Consider the following 25,523-nt stretch of genomic DNA (forward strand, 5'->3'; position numbering starts at 1 on the left):
CCCCGCATCGGGCCCGGGGCCGATGCGGGACCTAGGTCCGGCGGCCGAGGCGCCGGGGGGACCGGGCTTCCGCTGATCCCAACTCGGCGCCGGGTGCGCTCGGTTGGCCCGTATGATCACAGTGTCTGCACACGGTGACGAATTGTGTTCGCGGAATGCGTCGGAAAAGCGCGGAATCCGCACCCAATTGTTCATGTTTTTCTGTGACTTGAGTCACAGGTGCCGTATTTTGTTGACCCTGTGTACCTAGTGGGCAGCGCGCTGTGATTCAGTGGCGGGGACGCTGCATGACGCTACACCCGGAGTACTCCGAGTAGCGCACCGAGGAAGACCGAGAGAACCGTAGGACGCCGAAGCATCCCTGGAGTTGCTGCGAGATCTCGAGGGGAGGGGGCGAATGGAGACCGAGTCGGAGCCGTATGTCCGCCTGGCCACCCTGCGGCAGCTGCACCAGGTGATGGCGGACATGAACACCGCCCGCAGCCTTGCGGACACACTGCAGACCGTCGCCGACGGCATCGTCACCGGCCTCGGCTTCGAGCTGGCGGCCGTCAACCTCGTACGCCAGGACGGCGACCTCGTCGTCGCCGCGCTCGCCGGGAACTCCGCGGCCGAGGCGCTCATCACCGGCCGCGTCGGCTCCCGCGCCTCCTGGGAGCGCCGCCTCAGCATGGGCGAGGCCTGGGGCGACCTGCGGTTCATACCGCACACCGAGGGCTGGGTCCTCGACGACGACGACGTCCCGCAGTGGTACACCGACGGCCCGGAGCCCCGCTTCGAGGACGAGTGGCACCCCTCCGACCGCCTCTTCGCGCCGATGTACACGCCGGGTGTCCAGGGCGGAACCGGCGAGCTGATCGGCGTCATCTCCGTGGACCGCCCGCGCAACGGGCGGCGGCCCGGCGCCTGGGGGCGCGAGGCGCTGCAGATGTACGCCTTCCAGGGCGCCATAGCCATCAGCAACGCCCGGCTGCGGGCCAACATGCAGCGGGCCCTGGTCCGCCTGGAGCGGGAGCAGCAGGCCCTGCGCGCCAGCGAGGAGTCCTTCCGGCAGGCCTTCGAGTACGCCCCCTCCGGCATGGCCATCGCCGAGATGGGTGGCGACCAGCACGGGCGGATCCTGCGCACCAACGACGCCCTGTGCCGGCTGCTCGGCCGGCCCGCCTCCGCCATGCGCCGCTACTCGTTCTCCGACCTCGTCCACCCCGAGGACATCGGCACCCTTCTGCGCACCTCCGCCGAGGGCGGCCGGGCCGAGCTGAGGCTCGGGCGGCGGGACGGCACCTATGTATGGGTGTCCCTGCGCAACTCCGTCGTCGCGGACGCCGCCGACGGGCCCCGCTTCCTGCTCACCCACGTCGAGGACATCGAGGAGCGCAAGCGCCGCGAGCTGCAGCTCGCGCACCGCGCCTCCCACGACTCGCTCACCGGTCTGCCCAACTCGGCCGAGTTGCGCTCCCGGCTGTCGGCCCGGCTGTGCCAGCGGCCGCAGTCCCTGCCGCCGGGCGCGGCCGAGTCCCTGGACGCCGCGTACGGCGCCTACGAGACCGACCACCCGGCGGCGTACGACGGGAGCGGGCACGCCTTCGACTTCCACACCGGCCCGGGGCCGTTCGACGGCTTCGACCACCATGTGCACACCGTCGCCCCCGACCGGGACACCGACGACGGCACCAAGGGGCTCGCGGTGCTCTTCTGCGACCTCGACGGATTCAAGTCGATCAACGACCGCTTCGGGCACAACGCGGGTGACGCCGTCCTCATCGAGGTTGCCCGGCGGCTCACCCGCGGCGTGCGCGACGGAGACACCGTGGCCCGGCTCGGCGGCGACGAGTTCGTCGTCCTCGCGGACGGACTCGGCAAGGCCGACGCCCAGGACCTCGCCGTACGGCTGCGCAACGAGATCATCCAGCCGATACGGCTCGACGGTCGCGCCATGCGGGTCGGCGCCAGCTTCGGCATCGGCTGGGCCCACTGCGGAATGACGGCGGACGAAGTGTTGAAATCCGCTGACGAGCGGATGTACGTGGAGAAACGATCTCGTCCCAAACAGCATCGACGCGCGGGATAAAGCCCAGCTCAGTGCAGGGGTGATGGGAAGAACACCCGTGTGAGGCCTGTGGAGCGGGTAGGCTCGCCATTCAGCCACGTACGCATCTGGACCCGCACCTGTTGAGGAGACCTAGGGATGACGCCCGGCAACAACGGCGCGAGCACGCCCGAGGACGACGACCCGTTCGGCTATCTCTACGCCGACGGTCAGGCCAACGGCGCCCAGCCGCCCACCGGCGGCTACGGCTATCCGGGCTCCGTCAGCAGAGTCCGCGCGGTCGGCGAGCGCCAGTACGGCCAGCCGGCGGCCCAGACGGCCGCCTACGGGCAGGTGCCCCAGCAGCAGGGGTACGGCCAGGCCCCCTACGGCCAGCCGAACGCGCACTACGCCGCGCCCGAGACCCAGCCGGGCGGCGCCCCCCCGACCCGGCAGGAACCGGCGGGACCGGGCGGCGGCGGCCGGGGCCGGGGCCCCAACACCAAGGGCCTGCTGATCGGCGCGATCGCGGTGGTCGCCGCGGTCGTCATCGGCATCGGGGTCGCCATGATGGGCGGCGACGGGAACAAGAAGGACACGGCGGGCGGCGCGTCGAGCGGCCCGACCACCTCGCAGAGCAGTTCCCCGAGCGCGTCGGCGTCCGCTTCCGCCGCCGGTGAACTGCCGAAGATCGACGCCAAGGCCCTCCGGCTGGAGGGCGGTACGACCACGGCCTCCGACGTGAAGGGCGCCAAGGCGGACGGCGGGGTCTATGTGGGCGGCTTCAACAACGTCGGCGCGGCCGTGACCTGGAGCGTGGACGTCCCCGCGAGCGGCAAGTACACGCTGCACACCGGCTACGGCGTGCCCGGCGTCGACGCCACCGCGACCCTCACGATCAACGGCACGCCCCTGGACGCTCCCCTGAAGCTGAAGAACTGGGCCAACGCGGCCCAGGGCGACTGGGAGAAGGGCTGGACCAAGACGTTCAACTACATCCAGCTCAACAAGGGCACCAACACGATCCGGATCTCCTGCGAGCAGGGGAACCAGTGCAACGCCAACCTCGACCAGTTCTGGCTGACGAACGGCTGGTCGAACTAGCCTGCGTCAGGCGGCCGTCGCCTCGCCCGTGACGGCCACCCGGTCCAGCAGCTCCTCGTAGGCGGGGAGGTCGAACTCGCCCGCCACGGGGGCCAGAACGGTCGCCGCGGACAGGGCCACAGCCCGGGCCAGCCGGGCCGGCCAGGGCAGATGCTCCACCAGTCCCGACAGCAGACCCGCGACCGCCGAGTCGCCGGCGCCCGTCGGATTGCCCGGGAGCCGGCGCGGCGGGACGGCCCGCCAGCGGCCCTCCGCGTTCACGGCGAGCAGGCCCTCCGCGCCCAGCGAGGCGACCACCGTGTGCGCCCCGCGCCTGCGGGCGTCCCGGGTGGCCTGCAACGGCTCGTGGGAACCGGTGAGTTCGGCCAGTTCGTCGGCGTTCGGCTTGACGATGTCCGGGCGAGCCGCCACCCCGCGGCGCAGCGGTTCCCCGCTCGTGTCGAGCAACACGGGCACATTCATCGCCCGTGCGGTGCGCACGAGTTGGGCGTACGCCCCCACCGGCACCCCCGGCGGCAGGCTGCCGCACAGGGCCACCGCCGTCGCGGAGCGCACCAGGTCGGTGTAGGTGTCCAGGAAGGCCGACCACTCGGCCGGCGCTATCACCGGGCCCGGCTCGTTGAGCTGGGTGGTGTCACCGGTGGTCTCGTCGACCACCGCGACGGTGCGCCGGGTCGAGCCCGCCACCGGGACGAGCGCGTCCACGACCCCGGGCGTGTGGGTGAGCTGGTCCTTCAGGGAGCGGCCCGTCGCGCCGCCCGCGAAGCCCGTGGCCGTCACCCTGTGGCCGAGCGCGGCGAGCACCCGGGCCGCGTTCAGGCCCTTGCCCCCGGGCCGTTCGGTCACCTCGGTCACCCGGTGCGCGGTGTGCGGCCTCAGCGCCCGTACGCGATAGGTGATGTCGAGAGCGGTGTTCAGCGTGACCGTCAGGATCACCTGGGGACCTCCCTCGAATGTCGTGACGGCGTGTCCGGTGGTTCCGTACGGCGGTCGCCCGCGTACGGAATCCCAGGATGCGCCCGCCGTCGGCGGTGTGCGGAGGCTCGATCATGCCAAATGAGTCGGCGGTCGGCCCAGTCCCCGGGTCGACCGCCGTGCACCAACGAACGGATGAATCATCCCAGTTGGGGATCGACCACCCATGCGCCGCGGCGCATCACCCCCTTGAGGGCGAACTCCTCGTCCAGCAGCACCAGGTCGGCGTCCTTGCCGGGCTCCAGGGAACCCACCCGGTCGTAGACGCCCAGCAGCCTGGCCGGATTGGCCGAGATGGCGGCGACGACGTCCTGCACCGGGAGCCGGTCCACGGTGACCGCCCGCCGGAAGGCGCGGTCCAGGGTGAGCGTCGAGCCCGCGATCGAGCCGCCCTGCACCAGACGTGCCACCCCGTCGGTCACCTCCACCTCCAGCGGACCGAGCATGTACCGCCCGTCGCCGCTGCCCGCCGCGTCCATCGCGTCCGTGATGAACGCGACCCGTGCGGCCCCCGCGTGATGGAACGCCAGCTGGAGGGAGGCCGGGTGCAGATGGGTGCCGTCGTCGATCAGCTCGACCGTGATCCGCTCGTCCTCCAGGAGCGCGGCGATGGGTCCCGGGGTGCGGTGGCCGAGTGGCGGCATGGCGTTGAACAGGTGCGTCGCGACGGTGGCGCCCGCGTCGACGGCCTCCACCGTCTGCTCGTAGGTCGCGTCCGTGTGCCCGATCGCCGCGATCACGCCGTGCTCAGCGAGCAGGCGCACGGAGTCGATGCCGCCGGGCAGTTCGGTGGCCAGCGTGACCATCCTCGCCCGGCCGCGGGCCGCGTCGATCAGCTTGCGGACCTCCGCCGGGTCCGGGGCGCGCAGCAGTTTCTCGGAGTGCGCGCCCTTGCGGCACGGCGAGATGAACGGCCCCTCGAAGTGGATCCCGGCGATGTCGCCCTGCTCCGCCAGCTCGGACAGCAGTCCGGCCTGCCGGACGAGGACGTCCATGTCGTCGGTGACGGTCGAGGCGACGAGGGTGGTGGTGCCGTGCAGCCGGTGGGTGCGGACGGCCGTGAGGATGTCGTCGGCCGTGCCGGAGAAGGACGCCCCGCCGCCGCCGTGGTTGTGCAGGTCGACGAAGCCGGGGACCAGCCAGTGGCCCCGTACGTCGACGGTCTCCGCGTCCGGGGGAGGGGTGTCGGTGATCCGTGTGCCCTCCACGACGACGCGGCCGTCGTCCACGATCCCGGTGGGCAGTACCACCCGGGCACCGGCGAGAACCTTGCTGGGGGCCATCAGGCGGTTACCTCCGAACGGTCAGTGGTTTCGAGGAGATCCCAGGCGAGGAGTCCCGCGCCCAGGCATCCGGCGGTGTCCCCCAGCGCCGCGGGGACGACCGACGGCGGCTTCTGGAAGGTGAGCCGTCGCCGGAGGGCATCCCGCAGCGGCGTGAACAGGGTGTCGCCCGCCTCGGCGAGCCCCCCGCCGACGATGATCGTGCGCGGGTCCAGCAGGGTCAGGGCGGTGACCAGGCCGTCGGCGAGCGCGTCCACGGCCTGCTGCCAGATCCGGACGGCGTTCGGGTCTCCGGACGTGACGGCCCGCGCGCAGTCGGCCGCGTCGGCGTCCGGCTCCCCGGACGCCTCGGCCCAGGCCTCGCTGACGGCCGCCGCGGAGGCGTAGCGCTCCAGACAGCCGGACTGGCCGCACGGGCAGGGGGTCCCGCCGGGCCGTACGACGATATGGCCGATCTCGCCCGCGAAGCCGTGCGCCCCGGCCTCCACCCGGCCGTCGATCCCGATGGCGCCCGCGATGCCGGTGCCGAGGGGGACGAACAGGAAGCGGTCGGCGCCCTGGCCCGCGCCGATGCGGCCCTCGGCGAGCCCGCCGGTGCGCACGTCGTGTCCGAGGGCGACCGGCGCGCCGGACAGCCGGCGGCTGAGCAGATCACGCAGAGGTATGTCACGCCAGCCGAGGTTGGCCGAGTAGGCGGCGACGCCGTGCTCGGCGTCCACGATGCCGGGCACCGCGACGCCCGCCGCGGCCGCGGGTTCGCCGAGGTGCTGCTCGCCGTGCGCGCGCAGCTCGGCGGCGAAGGCGAGGATCGACTCCACCACGGCGTCGGGTCCGCGTTCGCGGCCGGTGGCCCGGCGCGCCCGGTGCAGCAGCTCGCCCCCCGCACCGACCAGGGCGGCCTTCATCCCGGTGCCGCCCACGTCGAGGGCGATGACATGTCTCACGGAGACAGTGTGGGCCCTGGACCCGGAAGAGGTCTAGTCCACTCACGTGGTGTAGACCTTATGCAGTTGATATTCCGCATGGCGAGACAGCAGGGTTGGGCAAGAGCGGTGCAGGGGCGCGGGACGCGTAGGACGACGTGGCACAAGGGTCTGATCGCGGGAGTGTCCGCGCTGGGCATGACAGCGGTACTGGCGGGCTGCGGGGGCTCGTCAGGCTCGGGGGACGTGACGCTGCGGCTGGTGGCCGCGGACTACGGTGACTCCTCGGCCAACAGCTCCAAGAAGTACTGGGACGACCTGGTCCGGGGCTTCGAGGCGGGGCACTCCGGAATCAAGGTCGAGGTCAGCGTCTACTCCTGGAACGACGTGGACCGCAAGGTCAAGGAGATGGTGGCCGCGGGCGACGCGCCCGACATGGCGCAGATCGGGGCGTACGCGGACTACGCGGCGGCGGGGCGGCTCTACCAGGCGGACGAGGTGCTCTCCATCCCCGTCCAGGCGGACTTCGCCTCGGAGCTGAGCGACGCGGGCAAGGTGAACCGCACCCAGTACGGCATGCCGTTCGCGGCGTCCACGCGGCTGCTCTTCTACAACAAGACGCTGTTCGCGCAGGCGGGGATCCAGCCGCCCACGAGCTGGCACGACCTGGCGGCGGACGCCGAGGCGCTCAAGGCCAAGGGGGTGAAGTTCCCCTACGCGCTGCCGCTCGGACCGGAGGAGGCACAGGCCGAGACGATGCAGTGGCTGCTCAGCGGCGGAGACGGCTATCTGGACGGGTTCGGCTCCTACGACATCGACTCCGCGCAGAACGTGGGCACCTTCACCTGGCTGAAGGACGACCTGGTCGGCAAGGGGCTGACGGGGCCGGTGCCGCCGGGCCGGCTCAACCGCGCCGACGCCTTCGCCGCCTTCACCCGCGGCGAGGTCGGCATGCTCGACGGTCACCCCTCCCTGATGAAGACGGCCCAGGCCAAGGGCGTGGACTTCGGCATGGTGCCGATGCCGGGGGTCAACGGACGGGCGAAGTCCACGATGGGCGTGGCCGACTGGATGACCGCCTTCAAGCAGAACGGCCACCAGGACCAGGTCCGCGAGTTCCTCGACTATGTGTACGACGAGAAGAACGTGCTGGACTTCTCGCGCGAGTACGACCTGCTGCCCGTCACCAGCTCGGCCCAGGAGGCGATGGCGGCGTCCTCGCGGGACACGGACCTGGAGCCCTTCCTGCAGCAGCTGCCCAGTGCGGAGCTGTATCCGGCCGGCAAGACGTCCTGGGCGGGCGTCAGCGCGGACATCAAGAAGGAGATCGGCGAGGCCGTCAGCCCGGACGGCAATCCGTCGGCCGTCCTCGGCCGGATCCAGCAGGCGGCGGTGACGGCGGAGCGCGCCACCGGCTGAGCCGTCCGCTCTGTCGGCCCCTGCGGCTACCGTTTCCCCATGGAAGAGCTCAACCCCCGGGAAAAGGCCGTCCTCGCCCTGGAGGGGCGCAGCTTCTCCGGGCCGGGGGCCAAGGAGCGGGCCGTCCGGGAGCAGCTGGGACTCGCCCCCGTGCGGTACTACCAGCTGCTCAACGCCCTCCTGGACGACCCGAGGGCGCTCGCCCACGCCCCGGTCACGGTCAACCGTCTGCGCCGGATCCGCGACTCCCGCCGCGCCGAGCGCTGACCGCGTCGAGCGCTGATCGCTGGGAGCGGACCACGCCGGCGCGCGGCGAGTGTGCCGATGCGTCTGCCGGAGTCAGGAGTGGGTCCGGTCCCGCGCGGATAGGGTCGACGCATGGGCAGCCATACGGACTCCTTGCCGACGCCCGTCACCCCGGCCGGGCGCGACGGTCTCGACGCCATCCTCGCCCGGCCCGAGCGGGCCGTCCTCGCCTTCGACTTCGACGGGACGCTTGCCCCGATCGTCCCCGACCCCGACCGGGCCCGCGCCCATCCGGACGCGGCTGCCGCCCTCGCGGTGCTCGCCCCGAAGGTCGCCTCCGTCGCGGTCGTCACCGGCCGCCCGGCCGGCGTCGCCGTCCGCCACGGCGGCTTCGCGGGCGTGCCCGGACTCGACCGCCTCGTCGTCCTCGGCCACTACGGCGCCGAACGCTGGGACGCCCGCACCGGCACCGTCAACGCCCCCGCCCCCCACCCGGGCGTCGCCGCCGTCCGCGCCGAACTCCCCGGCTTCCTGGGCGAGATCGGTGCCTGGCGCGGCACCTGGATCGAGGAGAAGGGGCGCGCCGTCGCCGTGCACACCCGCCGGGCCGACGATCCGCAGGCCGCCTTCGAGGCCCTGCGCGAACCCCTCACCGGGCTCGCCGCCCGCCATGGCCTGATCGTCGAACCCGGCCGCCTGGTCCTGGAACTGCGTCCGCCGGGCATGGACAAGGGAGTGGCCCTGTCGGAGTACGTCCGCGAGACCGGTGCCGGAGCGGTCATGTACGTGGGGGACGACCTCGGCGACCTCCCGGCCTTCGCCGCCGTCGACAAACTCCGCTCCGACGGCGTACCCGGACTGCTCGTCTGCAGCGGCAGCGAGGAGGTCACGGAACTGGCCGACCGAGCGGATCTCGTGGTCGACGGCCCGGCAGGCGTCGTACGGCTGATGACCGCTCTGGGGGCCCGTATGACGGACCGCTCCTGAGGGCCTGAGGGCCGCTGTCCCGCCGGGCGCCGGACCGCCCCGCCCGGCCGGGCGGGGCGGTCCTCAGCCCCCCAGCGCGGCCAGCTGATCCAGGAACCAGCGGGCCGGGGGCAGCGCGGTGGCCTGCGCGGCCAGCCGCTTGGTGCGTTCCGCGCGCTCTGCGGGACTCATCGACAGCGCCTCGTGCAGCGCCTGGGCCGTGCGCACGATGTCGTACGGGTTCACGGTCACCGCGTCCTCGCCCAGCTCCTCGTACGCCCCGGCCTCCCGTGAGAGCACCAGCGCACAGCCCTCGTCGGAGACCACCGGCACCTCCTTGGCGACCAGGTTCATGCCGTCCCGGATGGGGTTCACCAGGGCCACGTCCGCCAGCCGGTAGGCGGCGAGGGAGCGGGCGAAGTCGTCCTTCACGTGCAGTTCCACCGGGGTCCAGCCGGGGGTGCCGAAACGGGCGTTGATCTCCGCCGCCACCCGCTGGACCTCCGCCGTGTAGTCGCGGTAGACCGCCAGGTCCTGCCGGGAGGGGTAGGCGAACGCCACATGGACGACCCGTTCGCGCCACTCCGGACGCGACTGGAGCAGTTCCTCGTACGCCAGCAGCCCGCGCACGATGTTCTTCGACAGCTCCGTGCGGTCCACCCGCACGACCGCCTTGCGGGGCGTGCCGTCGGGGGCCGTGCCGATCTGCTGCCGCAGGGCCCGCATCCGCTCTTCCACGTCCGGCCGGTGCGCCCGCTCGCGCAGGAACTCGGCGTCGGCACCCAGCCCGTGGACGCCGATGCGCGTCCCCGAGGGGATGCCGGGGCCGAGGACCGCGTGGCAGCAGTCTGTGAACGCGTCCGCCCACCGCTGGGTGAGGAACGCCGCCCGGTCCGCGCCCAGGATCCCGCCGAGCACCTGCGCGGCGATGTCGTCGGGCAGCAGACGGAAGTACTCCGGCGGTGCCCACGGCGTGTGCGAGAAGTGGCCGATCCGCAGGTCGGGCCGCAGCTCGCGGAGCATCCGGGGGGTCAGGGTGAGGTGGTAGTCCTGGACCAGGACCGCCGCGCCCTCGGCCGCCTCCTCGGCGAGCGCCTCGGCGAACGCCCGGTTGTAGGTCTCGTACGCCGCCCACTGCCGCCGGAACTCCGCGTCGAAGACCGGCTCCAGCGGCGTCTGGTACAGCATGTGGTGCACGAACCACAGGACCGAGTTCGCGATGCCGTTGTACGCGTCCGCGTGCATCTGCGCGTCGATGTCGAGCATCCGTACGCGCTGGCCGCCGGTGTCGGCCGGATCGAGCCTGCCCGCCGTGCGCCGGACGGCCTCCCGGTCGCTGTCGTTCAGCGCGGAGCAGACCCACACCGCGTCCGCGTCGGGGCCGATGGCTGACAGACCGGAGACCAGTCCGCCCCCGCCGCGCCTGGCCGTGAGCTGTCCGCTCTCGTCCAGTACGTACGAGACCGGGCCGCGGTTGGACGCCACCAGAACGGAAGCCGCATTCGAAGCCATGCCACGAAACCTAGCCCGAGCCGAAAACGCTCAAACGTTCCCTTCGGCCGTCTGCGGAACCGTATACAAATACAAAGGGGGCGCCATGGGCTTGGTTCCCCCGGGTTCCCCAGGGTGTGCCCGGACCGGACGGCTCAGGCCGCCCGCCGGTCCGTGTACTCCGCGATCTCCGCCATCGGCGGCCGCTCCTCCGTGTCCACCGAGTACGTCCGTGGTTCGAAGCGGCCCTCGACACGCTCGAACTGGGTGAGGGCGGGGCGCACCAGATGGCCCCGGGCCAGCCGCAGCTGCGCGGTGCGGTAGATCTCCGCGGCCATGCGGCCCAGCGCCTGGCCGTCCTGGTGGCGGTGCAGGCGCACCCCGACGTCGACCTGGGCCAGGGCGTCCAGGCCCACCAGATGCAGGGAGTCGACCAGCATGCCCAGCTCCACCCCGTACCCGACCGGGAACGGGAGCCGTTCCAACAGGGAGCGGCGGGCGGCGTACTCGCCGCCGAGCGGCTGGACGAAACCGGCCAGCCGCGGCCAGTGCATATTGAGCAGCGGGCGCGCCATCAGCTCGGTGACCCGGCCGCCCTGGCCGGCCGCCGTGCCGGTGGCGGGCTCACCGGGCAGGGCCAGCGGCCGGTCGTACATCGCCTTCACGAGGCACACGCCCGGGTCGGTGAGCAGTGGGCCCACGATCCCGGAGACGAAGTCGGAGGAGAACTCCCTCAGATCCGCGTCGACGAAGCAGACGATGTCCCCTCGGGTGACCAGGAGCGAGCGCCACAGCACCTCGCCCTTCCCGGGCACGGCCGGAACGCGCGGCAGGATCGCGTCGCGGTGCACCACCGTCGCGCCGGCCGCCGCGGCGACCTCGGAAGTGCGGTCCGTGGAGCCGGAGTCGACGACGACGATCTCGTCGACGAGCGGAACCTGCTGCATCAGGTCATGGCGGATCACGGCGACGATCTCGCCGACCGTCTCCTCCTCGTTCAGTGCGGGCAGCACGACGCTGACCGACGAACCCGAGGCGCGTTTGGCGGCCAGGATCTGGTGGATCGGGCGATCGGCCGCGGTCCAGGAGCGGGTGCTCAGCCAGCGCTCGACTTCTTCCAGCACAGTCTGCGGCTCCTTACATGCGGTGATCCATCTCGCGGGTCGGACGACTATCTCAACTGTCCTGGCCTTCGGTTACAGTCTTGAACAACGCCGGTGACCATCGCATGTCGGGGGTCGCCGCTGCTGACAGCAGTGAAACAACCGCATACAGCTCATCCAGAGGGGCAGAGGGACACGGCCCGATGAAGCCCCGGCAACCCTCCAGCCGGTTCTCGTAGATCCATGTGATCGTCTCCGCGAGGCTCCCGGCTAGGGAAGGTGCCAAATCCGTCTCACGGCGAGATGCGTCGTGAGGAAGATGAGGAGAAAGGGCCTCGCCTGACATGGCTGTGCAGACAGTTGTAAGCAGCACCGACTCCGTGAATCTCGGACCCGCCGCGGCTCTGTCCTGCCGCGAGTGCGGCCATCGGGTGCCCCTCGGTCCGGTCTTCGCCTGCGAGGAGTGTTTCGGCCCGCTGGAGATCGCCTACGACTTCTCGGGCTACGACACCGAGGAGCTGCGCAAGCGCATCGAGGCGGGCCCCGCGAACATCTGGCGCTATGCGCCGCTGCTGCCCGTCCCGGCGGACGTCGCCGACAAGCCGAACCTCAACCCCGGCTGGACCAAGCTGGTCAAGGCCGACAACCTGGCGCGCGAGCTGGGCGTGACCGGCGGTCTGTATGTGAAGGACGACTCCGGCAACCCGACGCACTCCTTCAAGGACCGCGTGGTCGCCCAGGCGCTGGAGGCGGCGCGCGCCTTCGGCTTCACCACCCTCTCCTGCTCCTCCACCGGCAACCTGGCGGGCGCGGTGGGCGCCGCGGCGGCCCGGGCCGGCTTCCGCTCCTGCGTCTTCATCCCGCACGACCTGGAGCAGGGCAAGATCGTCATGGCCGCGGTCTACGGCGGCGAGCTGGTCGGCATCGAGGGCAACTACGACGATGTGAACCGCTTCTGCTCGGAGCTGATCGGCGACCCGGTCGGCGAGGGCTGGGGCTTCGTCAACGTCAACCTGCGCCCGTACTACGCGGAGGGGTCCAAGACCCTGGCGTACGAGATCGCCGAGCAGCTGGGCTGGCGGCTGCCGGACCAGATCGTGGTCCCGATCGCCTCCGGCTCCCAGCTCACGAAGATCGACAAGGGGCTGCAGGAGCTGATCAAACTCGGGCTGGTCGAGGACCGCCCGTACAAGATCTTCGGTGCCCAGGCCGAGGGCTGCTCCCCGGTGTCGACCGCGTTCAAGGCGGGCCGCGACGTCGTACGGCCGCAGAAGCCGGACACGATCGCCAAGTCGCTGGCGATCGGCAACCCGGCGGACGGTCCCTATGTCCTCGACATCGCGCGCCGCACCGGAGGGGCCGTGGAGGACGTGACGGACGCGCAGATCGTGGACGCCATCAAGCTGCTCGCCCGCACCGAGGGCATCTTCGCGGAGACGGCGGGCGGTGTGACGGTGGGCGTCACCCGCAAGCTGGTCGAGAGCGGTGCGCTCGACCCGACGAAGACGACCGTCGTCCTCAACACCGGCGACGGCCTCAAGACCCTGGACGCGGTGGCGGGCACCGGCCTCACCGCGACGATCCGTCCGACCCTGGACTCCTTCCGAGAGGCTGGCCTCGCATGAGCGTGACCGTTCGCATCCCCACCATCCTGCGCACCTACACCGGAGGCCGGGCCGAGGTCGCCGCCGAGGGCGCGACCCTCGCCGACGTCATCGCCGACCTGGAGAAGAACCACACCGGCATCGCCGCCCGCGTCCTCGACGACCAGGGCAAGCTGCGCCGCTTCGTCAATGTGTACGTCAACGACGACGACGTCCGCTTCGAGCAGGGCCTTCAGACGGCCACCCCGGACGGCGTGGGCGTCTCCATCATCCCGGCTGTCGCGGGTGGCTGACGGCCGTTCATCCCCGCGCGACCATTACCCTCGGTAAGGTCGAGTACCGAGAGTTCACCGAATTGCCCTCTCCGTGACAGAAGCGGAGGGGGCAATTCTGCATGGTTGAGCACGGTACAGTTGGGGAACTCGCTCCCCGTTTTCCGGTCGGACAACCGGTGTCCCTGCCGCCCGTCCGACAAGAAGCAGCCAAAGTAGGCAGGGGTTTTGCGCCATCCATTCCTTTTGTCGGGCCCGACTTGCCCTGAATTCGGGTGAATTCTTAGTACATTCCCGACCGGTCGTGCCCGGAATTCTCGTCCGATTGACCTGTTGCACACGGCAGTTGGACAGATACATTCAGCCGCGGTCGACGCGTTCCGGCGCACGCCCCCAACCGTTGGGGGGTGAGGTCTGACCCGGATCCGCGAAGTGTGGATCTGTGCAAGGGCCAGTAATAGGGGAGTTAGGCATGGCTCAGGGCACCGTCAAGTGGTTCAACGCGGAGAAGGGGTACGGCTTCATCGCGGTCGACGGTGGTGCGGATGTATTCGTCCACTACAGCGCGATCCAGATGGACGGCTACCGCACCCTGGAAGAGGGCCAGCGGGTCGAGTTCGAGATCTCGCAGGGTCAGAAGGGGCCGCAGGCGGACATGGTCCGTCTGGCCGGCTGAGTTGCGCGCCGACGACTGAACTGTTCGACGTGTCGAGGGGCTCGTATCCCGTACGGGATACGAGCCCCTCGGTCTGTCCGGATCCGATGGGTCCGGACGCGACGGGGGCGCGCGGGGAGTCGCGGCGGGGGCTGCTGCGCGCCCTCCGGCGAGCGCGCTTCGCGGGCGCGCCGTGCGCCCACCCGTCACCCGGCCACCACCCCCCATCGAGCCCGCTTCGCGGGCAGCGTCTTGCACTCTCGGGGGGCGAGTGCTAATCATTGGCGTTAGCACTCTGAAGGTGAGAGTGACAAAGAAGGACCGGGTCGGTGAGGCCACGGACCGGGTGGGGCAAGGAACCTCCGGCCGGGGCCGTCCGTCGCGGGCGCGGGCGCGGTCCGAAGTAATCACCCCCAGTCCTGGAGGGACCACTTCACATGGCCAAGATCATCGCGTTCGACGAGGAGGCGCGGCGCGGCCTCGAGCGCGGCATGAACCAGCTCGCGGACGCCGTGAAGGTGACGCTCGGCCCCAAGGGCCGCAACGTCGTCCTCGAGAAGAAGTGGGGCGCCCCCACGATCACCAACGATGGTGTGTCCATCGCCAAGGAGATCGAGCTCGAGGACCCGTACGAGAAGATCGGCGCCGAGCTGGTCAAGGAAGTCGCCAAGAAGACGGACGACGTCGCCGGTGACGGTACGACCACCGCGACCGTGCTCGCCCAGGCGCTGGTCCGCGAGGGCCTGCGCAACGTGGCCGCCGGTGCCAACCCCATGGCTCTGAAGCGCGGTATCGAGAAGGCCGTCGAGGCCGTCTCCGCCGCCCTGCTGGAGCAGGCGAAGGACGTCGAGACCAAGGAGCAGATCGCCTCCACGGCCTCCATCTCCGCCGCCGACACCCAGATCGGCGAGCTCATCGCCGAGGCCATGGACAAGGTCGGCAAGGAAGGCGTCATCACCGTCGAGGAGTCGCAGACCTTCGGTCTGGAGCTCGAGCTCACCGAGGGCATGCGCTTCGACAAGGGCTACATCTCGGCGTACTTCGCCACCGACATGGAGCGTATGGAGGCCGTCCTCGACGACCCGTACATCCTGATCGCCAACTCCAAGATCTCCTCGGTCAAGGACCTGCTCCCGCTGCTGGAGAAGGTCATGCAGTCGGGCAAGCCGCTGCTGATCATCGCCGAGGACGTCGAGGGCGAGGCCCTGTCGACCCTGGTCGTCAACAAGATCCGTGGCACCTTCAAGTCCGTCGCCGTCAAGGCCCCGGGCTTCGGTGACCGCCGCAAGGCCATGCTCGGTGACATCGCCATCCTCACGGGCGGCGAGGTCATCTCCGAGGAGGTCGGCCTCAAGCTGGAGAACGCGACCCTGGACCTCCTGGGCCGCGCCCGCAAGGTCGTCATCACCAAGGACGAGACCACCATCGTGGACGGCTCCGGCTCCACCGACCAGGTCGCCGGTCGTGTGAACCAGATCCGCGCCGAGATCGAGAACAGCGACTCGGACTACGACCGCGAGAAGCTCCAGGAGCGCCTGGCGAAGCTGGCCGGCGGTGTGGCCGTCATCAAGGCCGGTGCCGCCACCGAGGTCGAGCTCAAGGAGCGCAAGCACCGCATCGAGGACGCCGTTCGCAACGCGAAGGCGGCCGTCGAGGAGGGCATCGTCGCCGGTGGTGGCGTGGCCCTGCTCCAGGCCTCCCAGGTCTTCGAGAAGCTGGAGCTGGAGGGCGACGAGGCCACCGGTGCCGCCGCCGTCAAGCTGGCGCTCGAGGCCCCGCTGAAGCAGATCGCCGTCAACGCCGGCCTTGAGGGCGGCGTCGTGGTGGAGAAGGTGCGCAACCTGACCCCGGGTCACGGCCTGAACGCCGCGACCGGCGAGTACGTCGACCTGGTCAAGGAAGGCATCATCGACCCGGCGAAGGTGACCCGTTCCGCGCTGCAGAACGCCGCCTCCATCGCCGCGCTGTTCCTCACCACCGAGGCCGTCATCGCCGACAAGCCGGAGAAGGCCGCCGCGCCCGCCGGCGGTGGCATGCCGGGCGGTGACATGGACTTCTGATCGACCCTGGTCGATCACCGTCCTGACCGAGGGCGGCATCCCCTGTTCCGACAGGGGGTGCCGCCCTCGGGCGTGTCCGGGGTCACGCCCGTGGTGCGCCGGGGTGCGGAATACGGGGTACTGCAATCGGCGTTTGCTTTATGAGGTGCAACAATGCGCGTGCACATACCACCCGGTTAGCAGAGCCACCACGAGGAGCCCACGTGACCGTCGCCCCGTCTCCCGCCTCCCGCGCGGCCCGGATCCTGTCCCGGCCGATCACCCTCAACGGCCTCACGGTCCCGAACCGGATCGCGATGGCCCCGATGACCCGTATGTTCTCCACGGACGGCGTTCCCGGCGAGGACGTGTCGGCGTACTACGCCCGCCGGGCGGCCGCCGGTGTCGGTCTGATCGTCACCGAGGGCACGTATGTGGGCCACGCGTCGGCGGGTCAGAGCAGCCGGGTGCCGCGCTTCCACGGCGAGGAGCAGCTCGCGGGCTGGGCGAAGGTCGCCGAGGCGGTGCACGCGGCAGGCGGCACGATCGTCCCGCAGTTGTGGCACGTCGGCATGGTCCGCGAGGAGGGCCGGCCGCCGTTCGCCGACGCCCCCGCCGTCGGCCCCTCGGGTCTGCGCATCGGCGCCACCGAGGCCACCGGCAAGACCATGGACCGGGCCGACCTGGACGCCGTGATCGGCGCGTTCGCGCAGGCCGCGGCCGACGCCGAGCGCATCGGCTTCGACGGTGTGGAGATCCACGGCGCCCACGGCTACCTCGTCGACCAGTTCCTGTGGGAGGGCACCAACCGCCGTTCCGACGCCTACGGCGGCGACGCGGTGGCCCGCACGAAGTTCGGGGCGGAGATCGTGGCCGCCGTACGGGAGACGGTCTCGGCGGAGTTCCCGGTCATTTTCCGCTACTCGCAGTGGAAGCAGGACGCCTACGACGCCCGGCTCGCGGAGACCCCCGAGGAGCTGGAGGCGATCCTGACCCCGCTGGCCGCGGCCGGTGTCGACGTCTTCCACGCCTCCACCCGCCGCTACTGGCTGCCGGAGTTCGACGGTTCGGACCTCAACCTGGCGGGCTGGACCAAGAAGCTCACGGGCAAGCAGGTCATCACCGTCGGCTCGGTGGGTCTGGACGGCGATTTCATCAGCGGCTTCCAGGGCGAGGGCGCCCCGGTCAAGGCCATCGACAACCTCCTGGACCGCCTGGAGGCGGACGAGTTCGACATGGTCGCGGTGGGCCGCGCCCTGCTCCAGGACCCCGAGTGGGCGGCGAAGGTCCTGGCGGGCCGGTTCGACGAGCTGACGTCGTACGACGCGGCAGCGGTGCAGACCCTGTACTGATCGGTGCCCCGGGCGGCCCCCGCGCCTCGAGCGAGCGCGGGGCCGTGCCGGCCGTCGTACCAGGTTCCCCCTCGGGGTCGCTGTCCCTCTCGGGCGCCTGGCTCGCCTTCAATCGGCCCCGCGCCTGTCTCGATTTCGTAGGGTGCTTCCGTGGGCGATTTACCTTGCTTAAGTCAATCAACCGACTTAAGGTTGCCTGAGTCAAGCACGCCTGCACTCCGACGGAGGCACTCTTCATGTCCGACGCACTCGCCCGGCCCGCCGAGGCCGGGCCGTCCGCGGCGCCGAGATCGAACGTCCTGGTCGCGGTGCTCGCCTTCGGAGGCATCGTGGTCTCGCTGATGCAGACCCTGGTGATCCCGATCGTCCCCGAGCTGCCGAAGCTCCTGGGCGCCTCCTCCTCGGACACCGCCTGGGCCGTCACCGCGACCCTGCTCGCCGCCGCCGTCGCCACCCCGGTGATGGGCCGCCTCGGAGACATGTACGGCAAGCGCCGCATGCTGCTGACCGGGCTGTCGATGCTGGTCGTCGGCTCGGTCACCGTCGCTCTCAGCGACGCCCTGACGCCGGTGATCGTGGGCCGCGCCCTCCAGGGCCTCGCCTCCGGTGTCATCCCGCTCGGCATCAGCATCATGCGCGACGAACTGCCCGCCGAGCGGCTGGGTTCGGCGACCGCGATGATGAGCGCCTCGCTCGGTGTCGGCGGCGCCCTCGGCCTGCCCGCCGCCGCGGTCATCGCCGAGAACTTCGACTGGCACATGCTGTTCTGGACCTCTGCCGCGCTCGGTGCGGTCGCCGCCGTCCTCGTCGCGGCCCTTGTCCCGGAGTCGGCGGTGCGCAGCGGCGGCCGGTTCGACGCGCTCGGCGCGCTCGGCATGGCGGCCGGACTGATGTGCCTTCTGCTGGCGGTCTCCAAGGGCGCCGACTGGGGCTGGGCCGGTGGCACCACCCTCGGCCTGTTCGCGGCGGCCGTCCTGATCCTGCTGGTGTGGGGCGTCTTCGAACTGCGCGTGGCGGAGCCGCTGGTGGACCTGCGTACCACCGCCCGCCGGCAGGTGCTGGTCACCAACCTCGCCTCGGTGGCGCTCGGCTTCGGCATGTTCGCGATGTCCCTCGTCATCCCGCAGCTGCTGCAACTGCCCGCGGCCACGGGCTACGGCCTCGGCAAGTCCCTGCTGACGGCCGGTCTGGTCATGGCGCCCTCCGGCCTGGTGATGATGGCGACGGCTCCGGTGTCGGCCGCCGTCTCGCGCGCCAAGGGTCCGAAGACGACTCTGATGATCGGCGCGCTGATCGTGGCCGCCGGCTACGGCATCAACATCGCGCTGATGGACCAGGTCTGGCACTTCGTGCTGGTCTCCTGTGTCATCGGCGCCGGCATCGGCTTCACCTACGGCGCCATGCCCGCCCTCATCATGGGGGCCGTGCCCGCCTCCGAGACCGGGTCCGCCAACAGCCTCAACACCCTGATGCGCTCCATCGGCACGTCCACCGCGAGCGCGGTGGCCGGTGTCATCCTGGCCCAGATGACCACGACCCTGGGGCCCGTCACCCTCCCGTCGGAGAGCGGCTTCAAGACCGTTCTGGCCATCGGCGCGGGCGCCGCTCTCCTCGCCTTCGTCGTGGCGTCCTTCATCCCGCGCCGGGGCACGCCCGACGAGCAGGGGCCGGCCGCCGCGGCAGCGGGCGAGCAGGAGCCGGCGGACGAGGTGTCCGGGAGCAAGGCATAAGAGCTGCGAACACAATGGGAGCGCGAGCCGGGCGCCCATTGTGTTCGCAGCTCTCAGGGTCCGGCGACCGTGACGTGCGCGGCGGACACGGTCCCGCTCCGGCGGGATCACCCGCCGCGCGCCGTTCGTTACGGGAGCGGGCGCGCCGTGCGCCGCTTCTCCCGATCGAGCAGTGGAGGTCATCGATGACGTCATCCGGGCTCCTCGTCCCGGGCGCCGACCCGTCCGCCCCCGTGGTGCGCACCGCCGCCGGTGCCGTCCGCGGGCGCCGGGAGGACGGACTCGCGGTCTTCCGCGGCGTCCCGTTCGCCGAGCCGCCGGTGGGCGAGGGGCGCTTCGCGGCGCCACGGCCGGTGCGCGCCTGGGACGGCACCCGCGAGGCGTACGCGTTCGGCCCGCCGCCCCCGCAGGAGGCCGGGATCCAGGGCCGTGCCCGGCCGGTGGACGCCGCGCTCGGCGACGACTGGCTGACCGTCAACGTCTGGACACCGGAACCCGATCCGGCCGCACACCGCCCCGTCATGGTGTGGATCTACGGCGGCGCCTACAAGGTCGGCCACGCCGGCAGCCCCGGCTACGACGCCCGGCACCTCGCTCGGGACGGCGACCTCGTCGTCGTCACCTTCAACTACCGCGTCGGCATGGAGGGGTTCGCCCGTATCGACGGCGCTCCCGCCAACCGCGGCCTGCTGGACCAGGTCGCGGCCCTGGAATGGGTGAGGGACAACATCACGGCGTTCGGCGGCGACCCCGACCGGGTCACCGCCTTCGGCGAGTCGGCCGGCGCCGGCTCGGTCGCCGCGCTGCTGGCCATGCCCCGCGCGGCCGGACTGTTCCGTCGGGCGATCGCCCAGAGCGTGCCGGGCACCTACTTCTCGGACGAACTGGCCAGGGACATCGCGACCGCTCTCGCCGCGGAGGCAGGGCTGTCCCCGACGGCCCCCGCCCTGGCGGCCGTGGACCCCCGCCGGCTGACCGACGCGGGGGAGGCGCTGGGCGCCAAGATGGCCCAGTACCAGGACCGCTGGGGGAAGGCCGCCCCCACCGCGACCCCCTTCTCCCCGGTCGTCGACGGCGAGGTGCTGCCCACCACGCCCTGGCGGGCGCTGGCGTCGGGCGCGGGCCGGGACATCGATCTGGTCACCGGGCACAACCGGGAGGAGTTCCAGCTGTTCCTGGTCCTCGGCGGAATGCTCGGGAAGATCACCGACGAGCAGGTGACGGCGGCCCTGCGGCTGCTCGCGCCCGGCCCGGACGGCGAGCGCGCCTACCGGGACGCGTACCCGGACGCCACGGCCGACGAGATGTACGAGCGGATCCAGTCCGACTGGCTCTTCCGCATGCCCACGCTGCATCTGGCCGAGGCGCAGGCGGCGGGCGGCGGGCGGGCGTACGCGTATGAACTGACCTGGCCGGCCCCGGGCAGCGGGGGAGTGCTGCGCGCCTGCCACGGCCTGGACATCCCGCTGGTGTTCGGCACGTTCACCGCCGACCTCGGCACCCTGCTGTTCGCGGGCGCGGACCCCACACCGGAGGCCGAGGCGCTCTCGGCCCGCTTCCGCGCGTCCTGGACGGCGTTCGCCCGGACCGGCGACCCGGGCTGGCCGGCCTACGACACCGGGCGACGGCAGGTGCAGATCCTCGACGCCCGGCCGACGGTCACGGCGTACCCGGAGGAGCGGTCGCGGCGCATCTGGGAGGGCCACGAGTTCTCCGAGCTGCCGCTGCTCGGGTGAGACGGGACCTCCGCCGGTGACGCCGTACCGGAACGAGACCGGTACGGCGGCCGGGCGAGGCAGTGTCCCGCTCGGCCCCCGCGTGACGGACCATGGAAGCCGGTGCCGACCGCCGAAGCCCAGCCGCCCGGAGACCGCCGATGACCCAGCCCCCGCTCCCCGGAGTCCTCGCCGATGTCGCGCCGGTCCTGGACCACTGGGGCTATCCGGCCGTCGTCGGCCTGGTGTTCCTGGAGGACTTCGGCGTGCCCGTCCCCGGCGAGACGATCCTGATCGTGGCCGCCGTGTATGCGGGCACGGGGCGGCTGAACCTGATCCTGGTGGCCGTCATCGCCTTCCTCGCCGCGGTCGTCGGCGACAACGTCGGCTATGCGATCGGCCACTTCGGCGGCCACCGGGTGGTGGAGCGCTACGGCCGCTACGTCCTGCTCACCCCGGCCCGGGTCGCCAAGGCGGAGGCCTTCTTCACCCGGCACGGCGGCAAGGTCGTCACCGTGGCCCGGTTCATCGACGGGCTGCGCCAGGCGAACGGCATCATCGCCGGGCTGGCCAAGATGCCCTGGCGGCGTTTTCTGCTGTTCAACGCGCTCGGCGCCGCCCTGTGGGTCGGTGTGTGGGTCACGTTCGGCGCCCTCGCCGGATCTCATCTGGAGACGCTGTACCCGGCGATCAGCCGCTTTGAGCTGTACCTGTTCATCGCGCTGGCCGTCCTTGTCGTGCTGCTCGTCGGCCGCCGTCTGCACCGCCGCCGCAAGAACCGGACCGAGCGGTAGCGCGGGGACCACGGATGACGTGGAGATCCCGGCAGCCGCGGCCCCGTGAACCCGAGCGGGATCGCCCGCGTCCGGTCAGTCCGCCGCCTTCTCCAGCGCCGTGCGCAGACGGCCGTCGCTCTCGGCGAGGAGCCGGGCCGCCGTCGGACCGTCCACCGCGCCGAGGAGGGTCAGGATCGCGTTCTTGACCTCGCCGTCCGTGGCCGCGAGGGCGCGTTCGATCTCCTCGTCGTCCGCGCCCGTCGCCCGTCGCCAGCGCCACGATGCGCCGGGAGCGGGCGCGCAGCTTGTCGTTGGAGGCCCGCACATCGACCATCAGGTTCCCGTACGTCTTGCCCAGCCGGATCATCGTGATCGTCGAGAGCATGTTGAGGACCAGCTTCTGCGCGGTGCCCGCCTTCAGCCGGGTCGAGCCGGTCAGCAGTTCGGGGCCGACCACGATCTCGATGCCGTGGTCGGCGGCCGCTGCGAGGGGACTGTCCGCGTTGCAGGACAGGCCGACCGTGAGGGCGCCGGCCGCCCGGGCGTGCTCCACCGCGCCGAGTGCGTACGGCGTGCGCCCCGAGGCCGAGATGCCGACCACCGTGTCACGGGCCGTCAGCCCCAGTGCGTCGAGGTCCTGGGCCGCCAGCTTCCGGGAGTCCTCCGCGCCCTCCACCGACGTCACCATCGCGCCGGGGCCGCCCGCGATCAGCCCCACCACCTGCGAGGGGTCCGTGTTGAAGGTCGGCGGGCACTCGGAGGCGTCGAGGACGCCGAGCCGTCCGGCCGTGCCCGCGCCCGCGTACACCAGCCGGCCGCCCCGGGCCATCCGTTCGGCGACGGCGTCGATCGCGGCGGCGATCTGAGGCAGCCGCGCGGCGACCGCGGCCGGCACGGTCGCGTCCTCGCCGTTCATGATCTGCGCGATCCGGAGGGTCGGCAGCCGGTCGATCTCGGCCAGCTCGGGGCGGAACGCCTCGGTGGTCAGGGACTCCAGCTCGGCTCGCAGATCACGCGGGTGGGACGAGGAGGTCATCGGGCGCGGCTCTTTCCGGTGCGGCACTGCTCTGGGGGGAGGACGGGCAGAGCTATCGCTTCGTTGCGCCGCGGGGGTGGTGACGGTGCGCCAGGGCCTCGTAGGAGGCGGACAGGGCCGGTGCGGCGGTCTCGTACGTCCGCTGTGCCACGCCGACGAACAGGCAGTCCACGACGAGGAGCTGGCTGGTGCGGGACGACATCGCGGCCGGCCTCAGCTCGCTCTCGCGCGCGGTGGAGGTGGTCAGGATGTGGTCCGCGTACTGCGTGACGGGCGCGTCCGGACGGCCGGTGACCGCGACGGTGGTCGCCCCGTGCTCGAAGGCCGCCCGCAGCGGTTCGATGACGTCGCCGGTGGAACCGGAGTGCGTGATCGCGATCGCCACGTCCTTGGCGCGCAACTGCACGGCGTTGGTGACCGCGAGGTGCGGATCGCTGTGCGCATGGGCTATGAGCCCTATCCGCAGCAGCTTCTGGACGAGGTCCTGGGCGACGAGCCCGGACGCCCCTATGCCGTACACATCGATGCGGCGGGCGCCGGCGAGCGCGGCGACGGCGGCGCCGAGCTGCACGGTGTCGAGACCGGCCGCCGTGTCGGCGAGGGTCTGCTGCTCGTCGTAGGCGAGCTTCGCGACGACGTCCGCGATCGGGTCGTCGACCGCGATGTCGGCGGTGACGGACGGGGCACGGCCCGACTGCTGCTGGGCGGCGAGGCCCGCGAGGGCCAGGCGCAGGTCCCGGTAGCCGGGATAGCCGAGGAGGCGGGCCGTACGCACCACGGTGGCCTCGCTGGTGCCGGTCCGCTCGGCGAGACCGGTGACCGTGAGCGCGGCGCACCCCGCCGGGTCACCGGCGACCGCCTCGGCGACACGCTGCATGGACCGGGTCATGGAGGGCGCCAGGGTGCGCACCTTGGCGGCGAGCGCGGCGGGAGCGGGCGGCGCGTCCTGGCCCGATGAACCGTGGAAAGTTTCCTTCACGCGCTGGGTCACAATGTGAAAGATATTTTCCGTTCGGACGTCCGGTCAAGAGTTGCGCACAATGGGGGCATGGATCCCATCAGTCCCCTGGAGCAGGCCCTGCACGCGGCTCGGGCCCTGGTGCTCGCCGATCTGGTCGCGGGCGAGGTCGCCGAGGCGGATGTCGTCTCGCTCGTCGAGAACTCCGTCGCCGAGCGGCGATGGTGGGTCGAACAGTGGCCGGACGGCGTGGACTATGTGGCCGGGCTCGTCGCCCAGGACGTCCAGGACGCCCTTCTGGAGCGGTACGGACGCTGGCCGCTGTGCCCCGTCTGCGGCTCCGGCGACCCGCACGCCCTCGACGTCGAGCCCGAACTCGGCGCCGATCCGCACTGGGTGTGCCCGAAGGCGGGCGTGAAGGTCGCGGCGGTGGGGTTCCTGGGGAGGGCCACGGGCGGGATGTCGTCCTCGTGACGGTCTATATCGACCCGCCCACCTGGCCGGGCCACGGCCGACTGTGGTCGCACCTGGTCAGCGACGTCTCGTACGACGAACTGCACCGGTTCGCCGAGCGGCTGGGCGTGCCGCGCCGGGCCTTCGAACGCGACCACTACGACCTGCCCTCCCACCGCTACCCGGACGCCGTCCGGGCGGGCGCGGTGGAGGTGGACAGCCGTGAAGTGGTGCGTCTGTTGCTTGCCTCCGGTCTACGGCGGCGCAAGGGCCCGGCGGCCGCCGCGGCGCGCCTGTCAGACACCCCCTAGCTCGTACGCCACCTGCGTGCCGTCCTTGCCGGTCGTGCCCACCCGCCGGAACCCGGCGCGCGAGACCACCGCGTGCGAGGCGTGGTTGTCCTCGTCCACGACCGCGTGCAGGGCGCGGACGTCGTCCCGCTCCAGCGCCCGTGCCGTCAGGGCGCGCAGGGCCTCGGTCGCGTAGCCGTGGCCGCGGGCGGCCTCCGCCAGGGCGTAGCCGACCTCCGCACGTCCGTCCTCGTCCGGGGCGCCGTGGAAGCCCATGCCGCCGACCGCGCGGCCGTCCTCCTTCCGTACGAGGACGTACAGGCCCCACTCCGGCCGGTACATCCCGTTCTCGTACGCGGCCACCACCATCCCGGAGGCCTCCCGCGTGCCGTAAAAGGGCCCGCCCTCGATCCACTCGAACCCTCCGGCGCCGCCCAGGAACAGATCACGGGCCGCTGCGGGCGTGACGCCCTCCAGGGTCAGGCGCTCCGCCGGGACCACCGGGGTGTTGTGCCAGCGCCACTCGGTGACCGGCGCCCGGCCGGGCAGGTCACCGCGTCCGGTGGCCCACAACAGGGTGGGCCAGGGCTCCGGTCCGGGCTCGACCTGCGGGAAGATCCGGGTCAGGACGTCCTCGCACAGCTCGGCGGGCGGCTCGTACGCGAGCCCCAGGCCCGCGGCGATGTCGTGGGTGTGCAGCAGGACTTCGGTGATGCCCATCGCGGCGAAGCCCTCGCGGTTCACGCTGCGGAAGGGATACGGGTGGAAGGCGCGCACCCCCGGCGGGGTGGTGCGGACGGCCGCCGAGAGCAGGGCGCCGGTCGTCTCGATCACGTCCAGCGCGCCCGCCGCGCCGGTGCCCTCGTCGAGGGTGAGGTCGAAGGGCACGTACGCGTTCTGTGCCCGGCCCGCCAACTGCCCCGCGTAGGCGATGAGATCGCTCGCGATGTGTTCCGCCGTCCGCAGGCAGCTCCACTCCAGCCGTCCGGCCTTCACCCCGTCCCAGTCCCGGTCCGTCGCCGTCCGCAACAGCCCCGTGCAGCTCGCCACGGCCTCTTCCACCCGTTCCCCGCCCATGTTCCGCATGCGGGCAGGCTAGGAGAG

At 71.7% G+C, this 25,523-nt stretch carries 22 protein-coding genes, 1 pseudogene and 1 riboswitch; of the genes and pseudogenes, 15 read left to right on the forward strand and 8 right to left on the reverse strand.

Annotated elements, in window-relative coordinates:
- Positions 1–397 precede the first annotated feature (397 nt).
- Both cdgB and AB0L95_RS04310 read left to right on the forward strand, forming a co-directional pair.
- Entirely contained in the window at positions 398–2,071 is a 1,674-nt protein-coding gene (cdgB, locus tag AB0L95_RS04305; protein WP_365156694.1) for a diguanylate cyclase CdgB, read from the forward strand.
- Between the two features lie 117 nt (positions 2,072–2,188).
- Entirely contained in the window at positions 2,189–3,133 is a 945-nt protein-coding gene (locus AB0L95_RS04310; protein WP_365156697.1) for a CBM35 domain-containing protein, read from the forward strand.
- Positions 3,134–3,139: 6 nt separating this feature from the next.
- Here the strand turns inward: AB0L95_RS04310 and AB0L95_RS04315 are convergent, their stop codons facing one another.
- The 3 genes from AB0L95_RS04315 to AB0L95_RS04325 form a co-directional block, all read right to left on the reverse strand.
- On the reverse strand, positions 3,140–4,069 hold the full coding sequence (locus tag AB0L95_RS04315; RefSeq protein WP_365156700.1) for a 1-phosphofructokinase family hexose kinase: 930 nt from the start codon (positions 4,067–4,069) through the stop codon (positions 3,140–3,142).
- A 179-nt stretch (positions 4,070–4,248) separates the two neighbouring features.
- Positions 4,249–5,391: an N-acetylglucosamine-6-phosphate deacetylase gene (nagA, locus tag AB0L95_RS04320; RefSeq protein ID WP_365156703.1), complete on the reverse strand. Its 1,143-nt coding sequence runs from the start codon at positions 5,389–5,391 to the stop codon at positions 4,249–4,251.
- Complete coding sequence (locus AB0L95_RS04325) at positions 5,391–6,335, reverse strand: ROK family protein (protein WP_365156706.1); 945 nt, start codon at positions 6,333–6,335, stop codon at positions 5,391–5,393. The genes nagA and AB0L95_RS04325 overlap by 1 nt, the downstream gene beginning before the upstream one ends.
- Positions 6,336–6,512: 177 nt before the next feature.
- Here AB0L95_RS04325 and AB0L95_RS04330 point away from each other — a divergent pair, with 177 nt between their 5' ends.
- The 3 genes from AB0L95_RS04330 (at position 6,513) to otsB (ending at position 8,966) form a co-directional block, all read left to right on the forward strand.
- The gene (locus AB0L95_RS04330) at positions 6,513–7,733 is read left to right on the forward strand and encodes an extracellular solute-binding protein (RefSeq protein ID WP_365156708.1); all 1,221 of its coding nucleotides are present in this window, start codon (positions 6,513–6,515) and stop codon (positions 7,731–7,733) included.
- A gap of 39 nt (positions 7,734–7,772) precedes the next feature.
- Positions 7,773–8,000 (forward strand): DUF3263 domain-containing protein, encoded by a 228-nt coding sequence (locus AB0L95_RS04335; protein WP_365156710.1) that lies wholly within the window; start codon positions 7,773–7,775, stop codon positions 7,998–8,000.
- A 111-nt stretch (positions 8,001–8,111) separates the two neighbouring features.
- Positions 8,112–8,966, forward strand: coding sequence for a trehalose-phosphatase (otsB, locus tag AB0L95_RS04340; protein WP_365156713.1), 855 nt, complete (start codon positions 8,112–8,114; stop codon positions 8,964–8,966).
- Between the two features lie 63 nt (positions 8,967–9,029).
- Here the strand turns inward: otsB and AB0L95_RS04345 are convergent, their stop codons facing one another.
- Positions 9,030–10,457: a trehalose-6-phosphate synthase gene (locus AB0L95_RS04345; protein WP_365156716.1), complete on the reverse strand. Its 1,428-nt coding sequence runs from the start codon at positions 10,455–10,457 to the stop codon at positions 9,030–9,032.
- A gap of 134 nt (positions 10,458–10,591) precedes the next feature.
- Complete coding sequence (locus AB0L95_RS04350; protein WP_365156719.1) at positions 10,592–11,560, reverse strand: glucosyl-3-phosphoglycerate synthase; 969 nt, start codon at positions 11,558–11,560, stop codon at positions 10,592–10,594.
- Between the two features lie 149 nt (positions 11,561–11,709).
- Positions 11,710–11,865: riboswitch (SAM riboswitch) on the forward strand.
- Positions 11,866–11,883: 18 nt separating this feature from the next.
- Here AB0L95_RS04350 and thrC point away from each other — a divergent pair.
- The 8 genes from thrC to AB0L95_RS04390 all read left to right on the forward strand — a co-directional run bounded on the left by thrC (position 11,884) and on the right by AB0L95_RS04390 (position 21,700).
- Positions 11,884–13,164, forward strand: coding sequence for a threonine synthase (thrC, locus tag AB0L95_RS04355; protein WP_365156722.1), 1,281 nt, complete (start codon positions 11,884–11,886; stop codon positions 13,162–13,164).
- Positions 13,161–13,436, forward strand: a complete 276-nt coding sequence (locus tag AB0L95_RS04360; protein WP_365156724.1) for a MoaD/ThiS family protein — start codon at positions 13,161–13,163, stop codon at positions 13,434–13,436. Before thrC ends, AB0L95_RS04360 begins: the two co-directional genes overlap by 4 nt.
- Before the next feature lie 451 nt (positions 13,437–13,887).
- The gene (locus AB0L95_RS04365; protein WP_009339379.1) at positions 13,888–14,091 is read left to right on the forward strand and encodes a cold-shock protein; all 204 of its coding nucleotides are present in this window, start codon (positions 13,888–13,890) and stop codon (positions 14,089–14,091) included.
- A 416-nt stretch (positions 14,092–14,507) separates the two neighbouring features.
- Entirely contained in the window at positions 14,508–16,130 is a 1,623-nt protein-coding gene (gene groL, locus AB0L95_RS04370; RefSeq protein WP_365156728.1) for a chaperonin GroEL, read from the forward strand.
- Between the two features lie 203 nt (positions 16,131–16,333).
- On the forward strand, positions 16,334–17,461 hold the full coding sequence (locus AB0L95_RS04375) for an NADH:flavin oxidoreductase (RefSeq protein WP_365156731.1): 1,128 nt from the start codon (positions 16,334–16,336) through the stop codon (positions 17,459–17,461).
- A 236-nt stretch (positions 17,462–17,697) separates the two neighbouring features.
- A complete protein-coding gene (locus tag AB0L95_RS04380; RefSeq protein ID WP_365156734.1) occupies positions 17,698–19,191 on the forward strand; it encodes an MFS transporter in 1,494 nt (497 codons plus the stop codon).
- Positions 19,192–19,376: 185 nt separating this feature from the next.
- The gene (locus AB0L95_RS04385) at positions 19,377–20,927 is read left to right on the forward strand and encodes a carboxylesterase family protein (RefSeq protein WP_365156737.1); all 1,551 of its coding nucleotides are present in this window, start codon (positions 19,377–19,379) and stop codon (positions 20,925–20,927) included.
- A gap of 140 nt (positions 20,928–21,067) precedes the next feature.
- Entirely contained in the window at positions 21,068–21,700 is a 633-nt protein-coding gene (locus tag AB0L95_RS04390) for a DedA family protein (protein ID WP_365156740.1), read from the forward strand.
- A 75-nt stretch (positions 21,701–21,775) separates the two neighbouring features.
- Here AB0L95_RS04390 and murQ read toward each other — a convergent pair.
- A pseudogene (murQ, locus tag AB0L95_RS04395) lies at positions 21,776–22,718 on the reverse strand (N-acetylmuramic acid 6-phosphate etherase).
- A gap of 52 nt (positions 22,719–22,770) precedes the next feature.
- Positions 22,771–23,709, reverse strand: a complete 939-nt coding sequence (locus AB0L95_RS04400) for a MurR/RpiR family transcriptional regulator (protein ID WP_365156743.1) — start codon at positions 23,707–23,709, stop codon at positions 22,771–22,773.
- Between the two features lie 57 nt (positions 23,710–23,766).
- On the opposite strand from AB0L95_RS04400, the gene AB0L95_RS04405 reads away from it, so the two are divergent.
- Positions 23,767–24,150, forward strand: coding sequence for a hypothetical protein (locus AB0L95_RS04405; RefSeq protein ID WP_365156746.1), 384 nt, complete (start codon positions 23,767–23,769; stop codon positions 24,148–24,150).
- A complete protein-coding gene (locus tag AB0L95_RS04410) occupies positions 24,147–24,440 on the forward strand; it encodes a DUF4031 domain-containing protein (RefSeq protein WP_365156748.1) in 294 nt (97 codons plus the stop codon). The genes AB0L95_RS04405 and AB0L95_RS04410 overlap by 4 nt, the downstream gene beginning before the upstream one ends.
- Here AB0L95_RS04410 and AB0L95_RS04415 read toward each other — a convergent pair.
- Entirely contained in the window at positions 24,426–25,505 is a 1,080-nt protein-coding gene (locus AB0L95_RS04415) for a GNAT family N-acetyltransferase (protein WP_365156751.1), read from the reverse strand. The genes AB0L95_RS04410 and AB0L95_RS04415 overlap by 15 nt on opposite strands.
- Positions 25,506–25,523 lie beyond the last annotated feature (18 nt).

Origin of the sequence: Streptomyces sp. NPDC052036, from assembly GCF_040680495.1 — a bacterium.
Classification (GTDB): Bacteria; Actinomycetota; Actinomycetes; order Streptomycetales; family Streptomycetaceae; genus Streptomyces.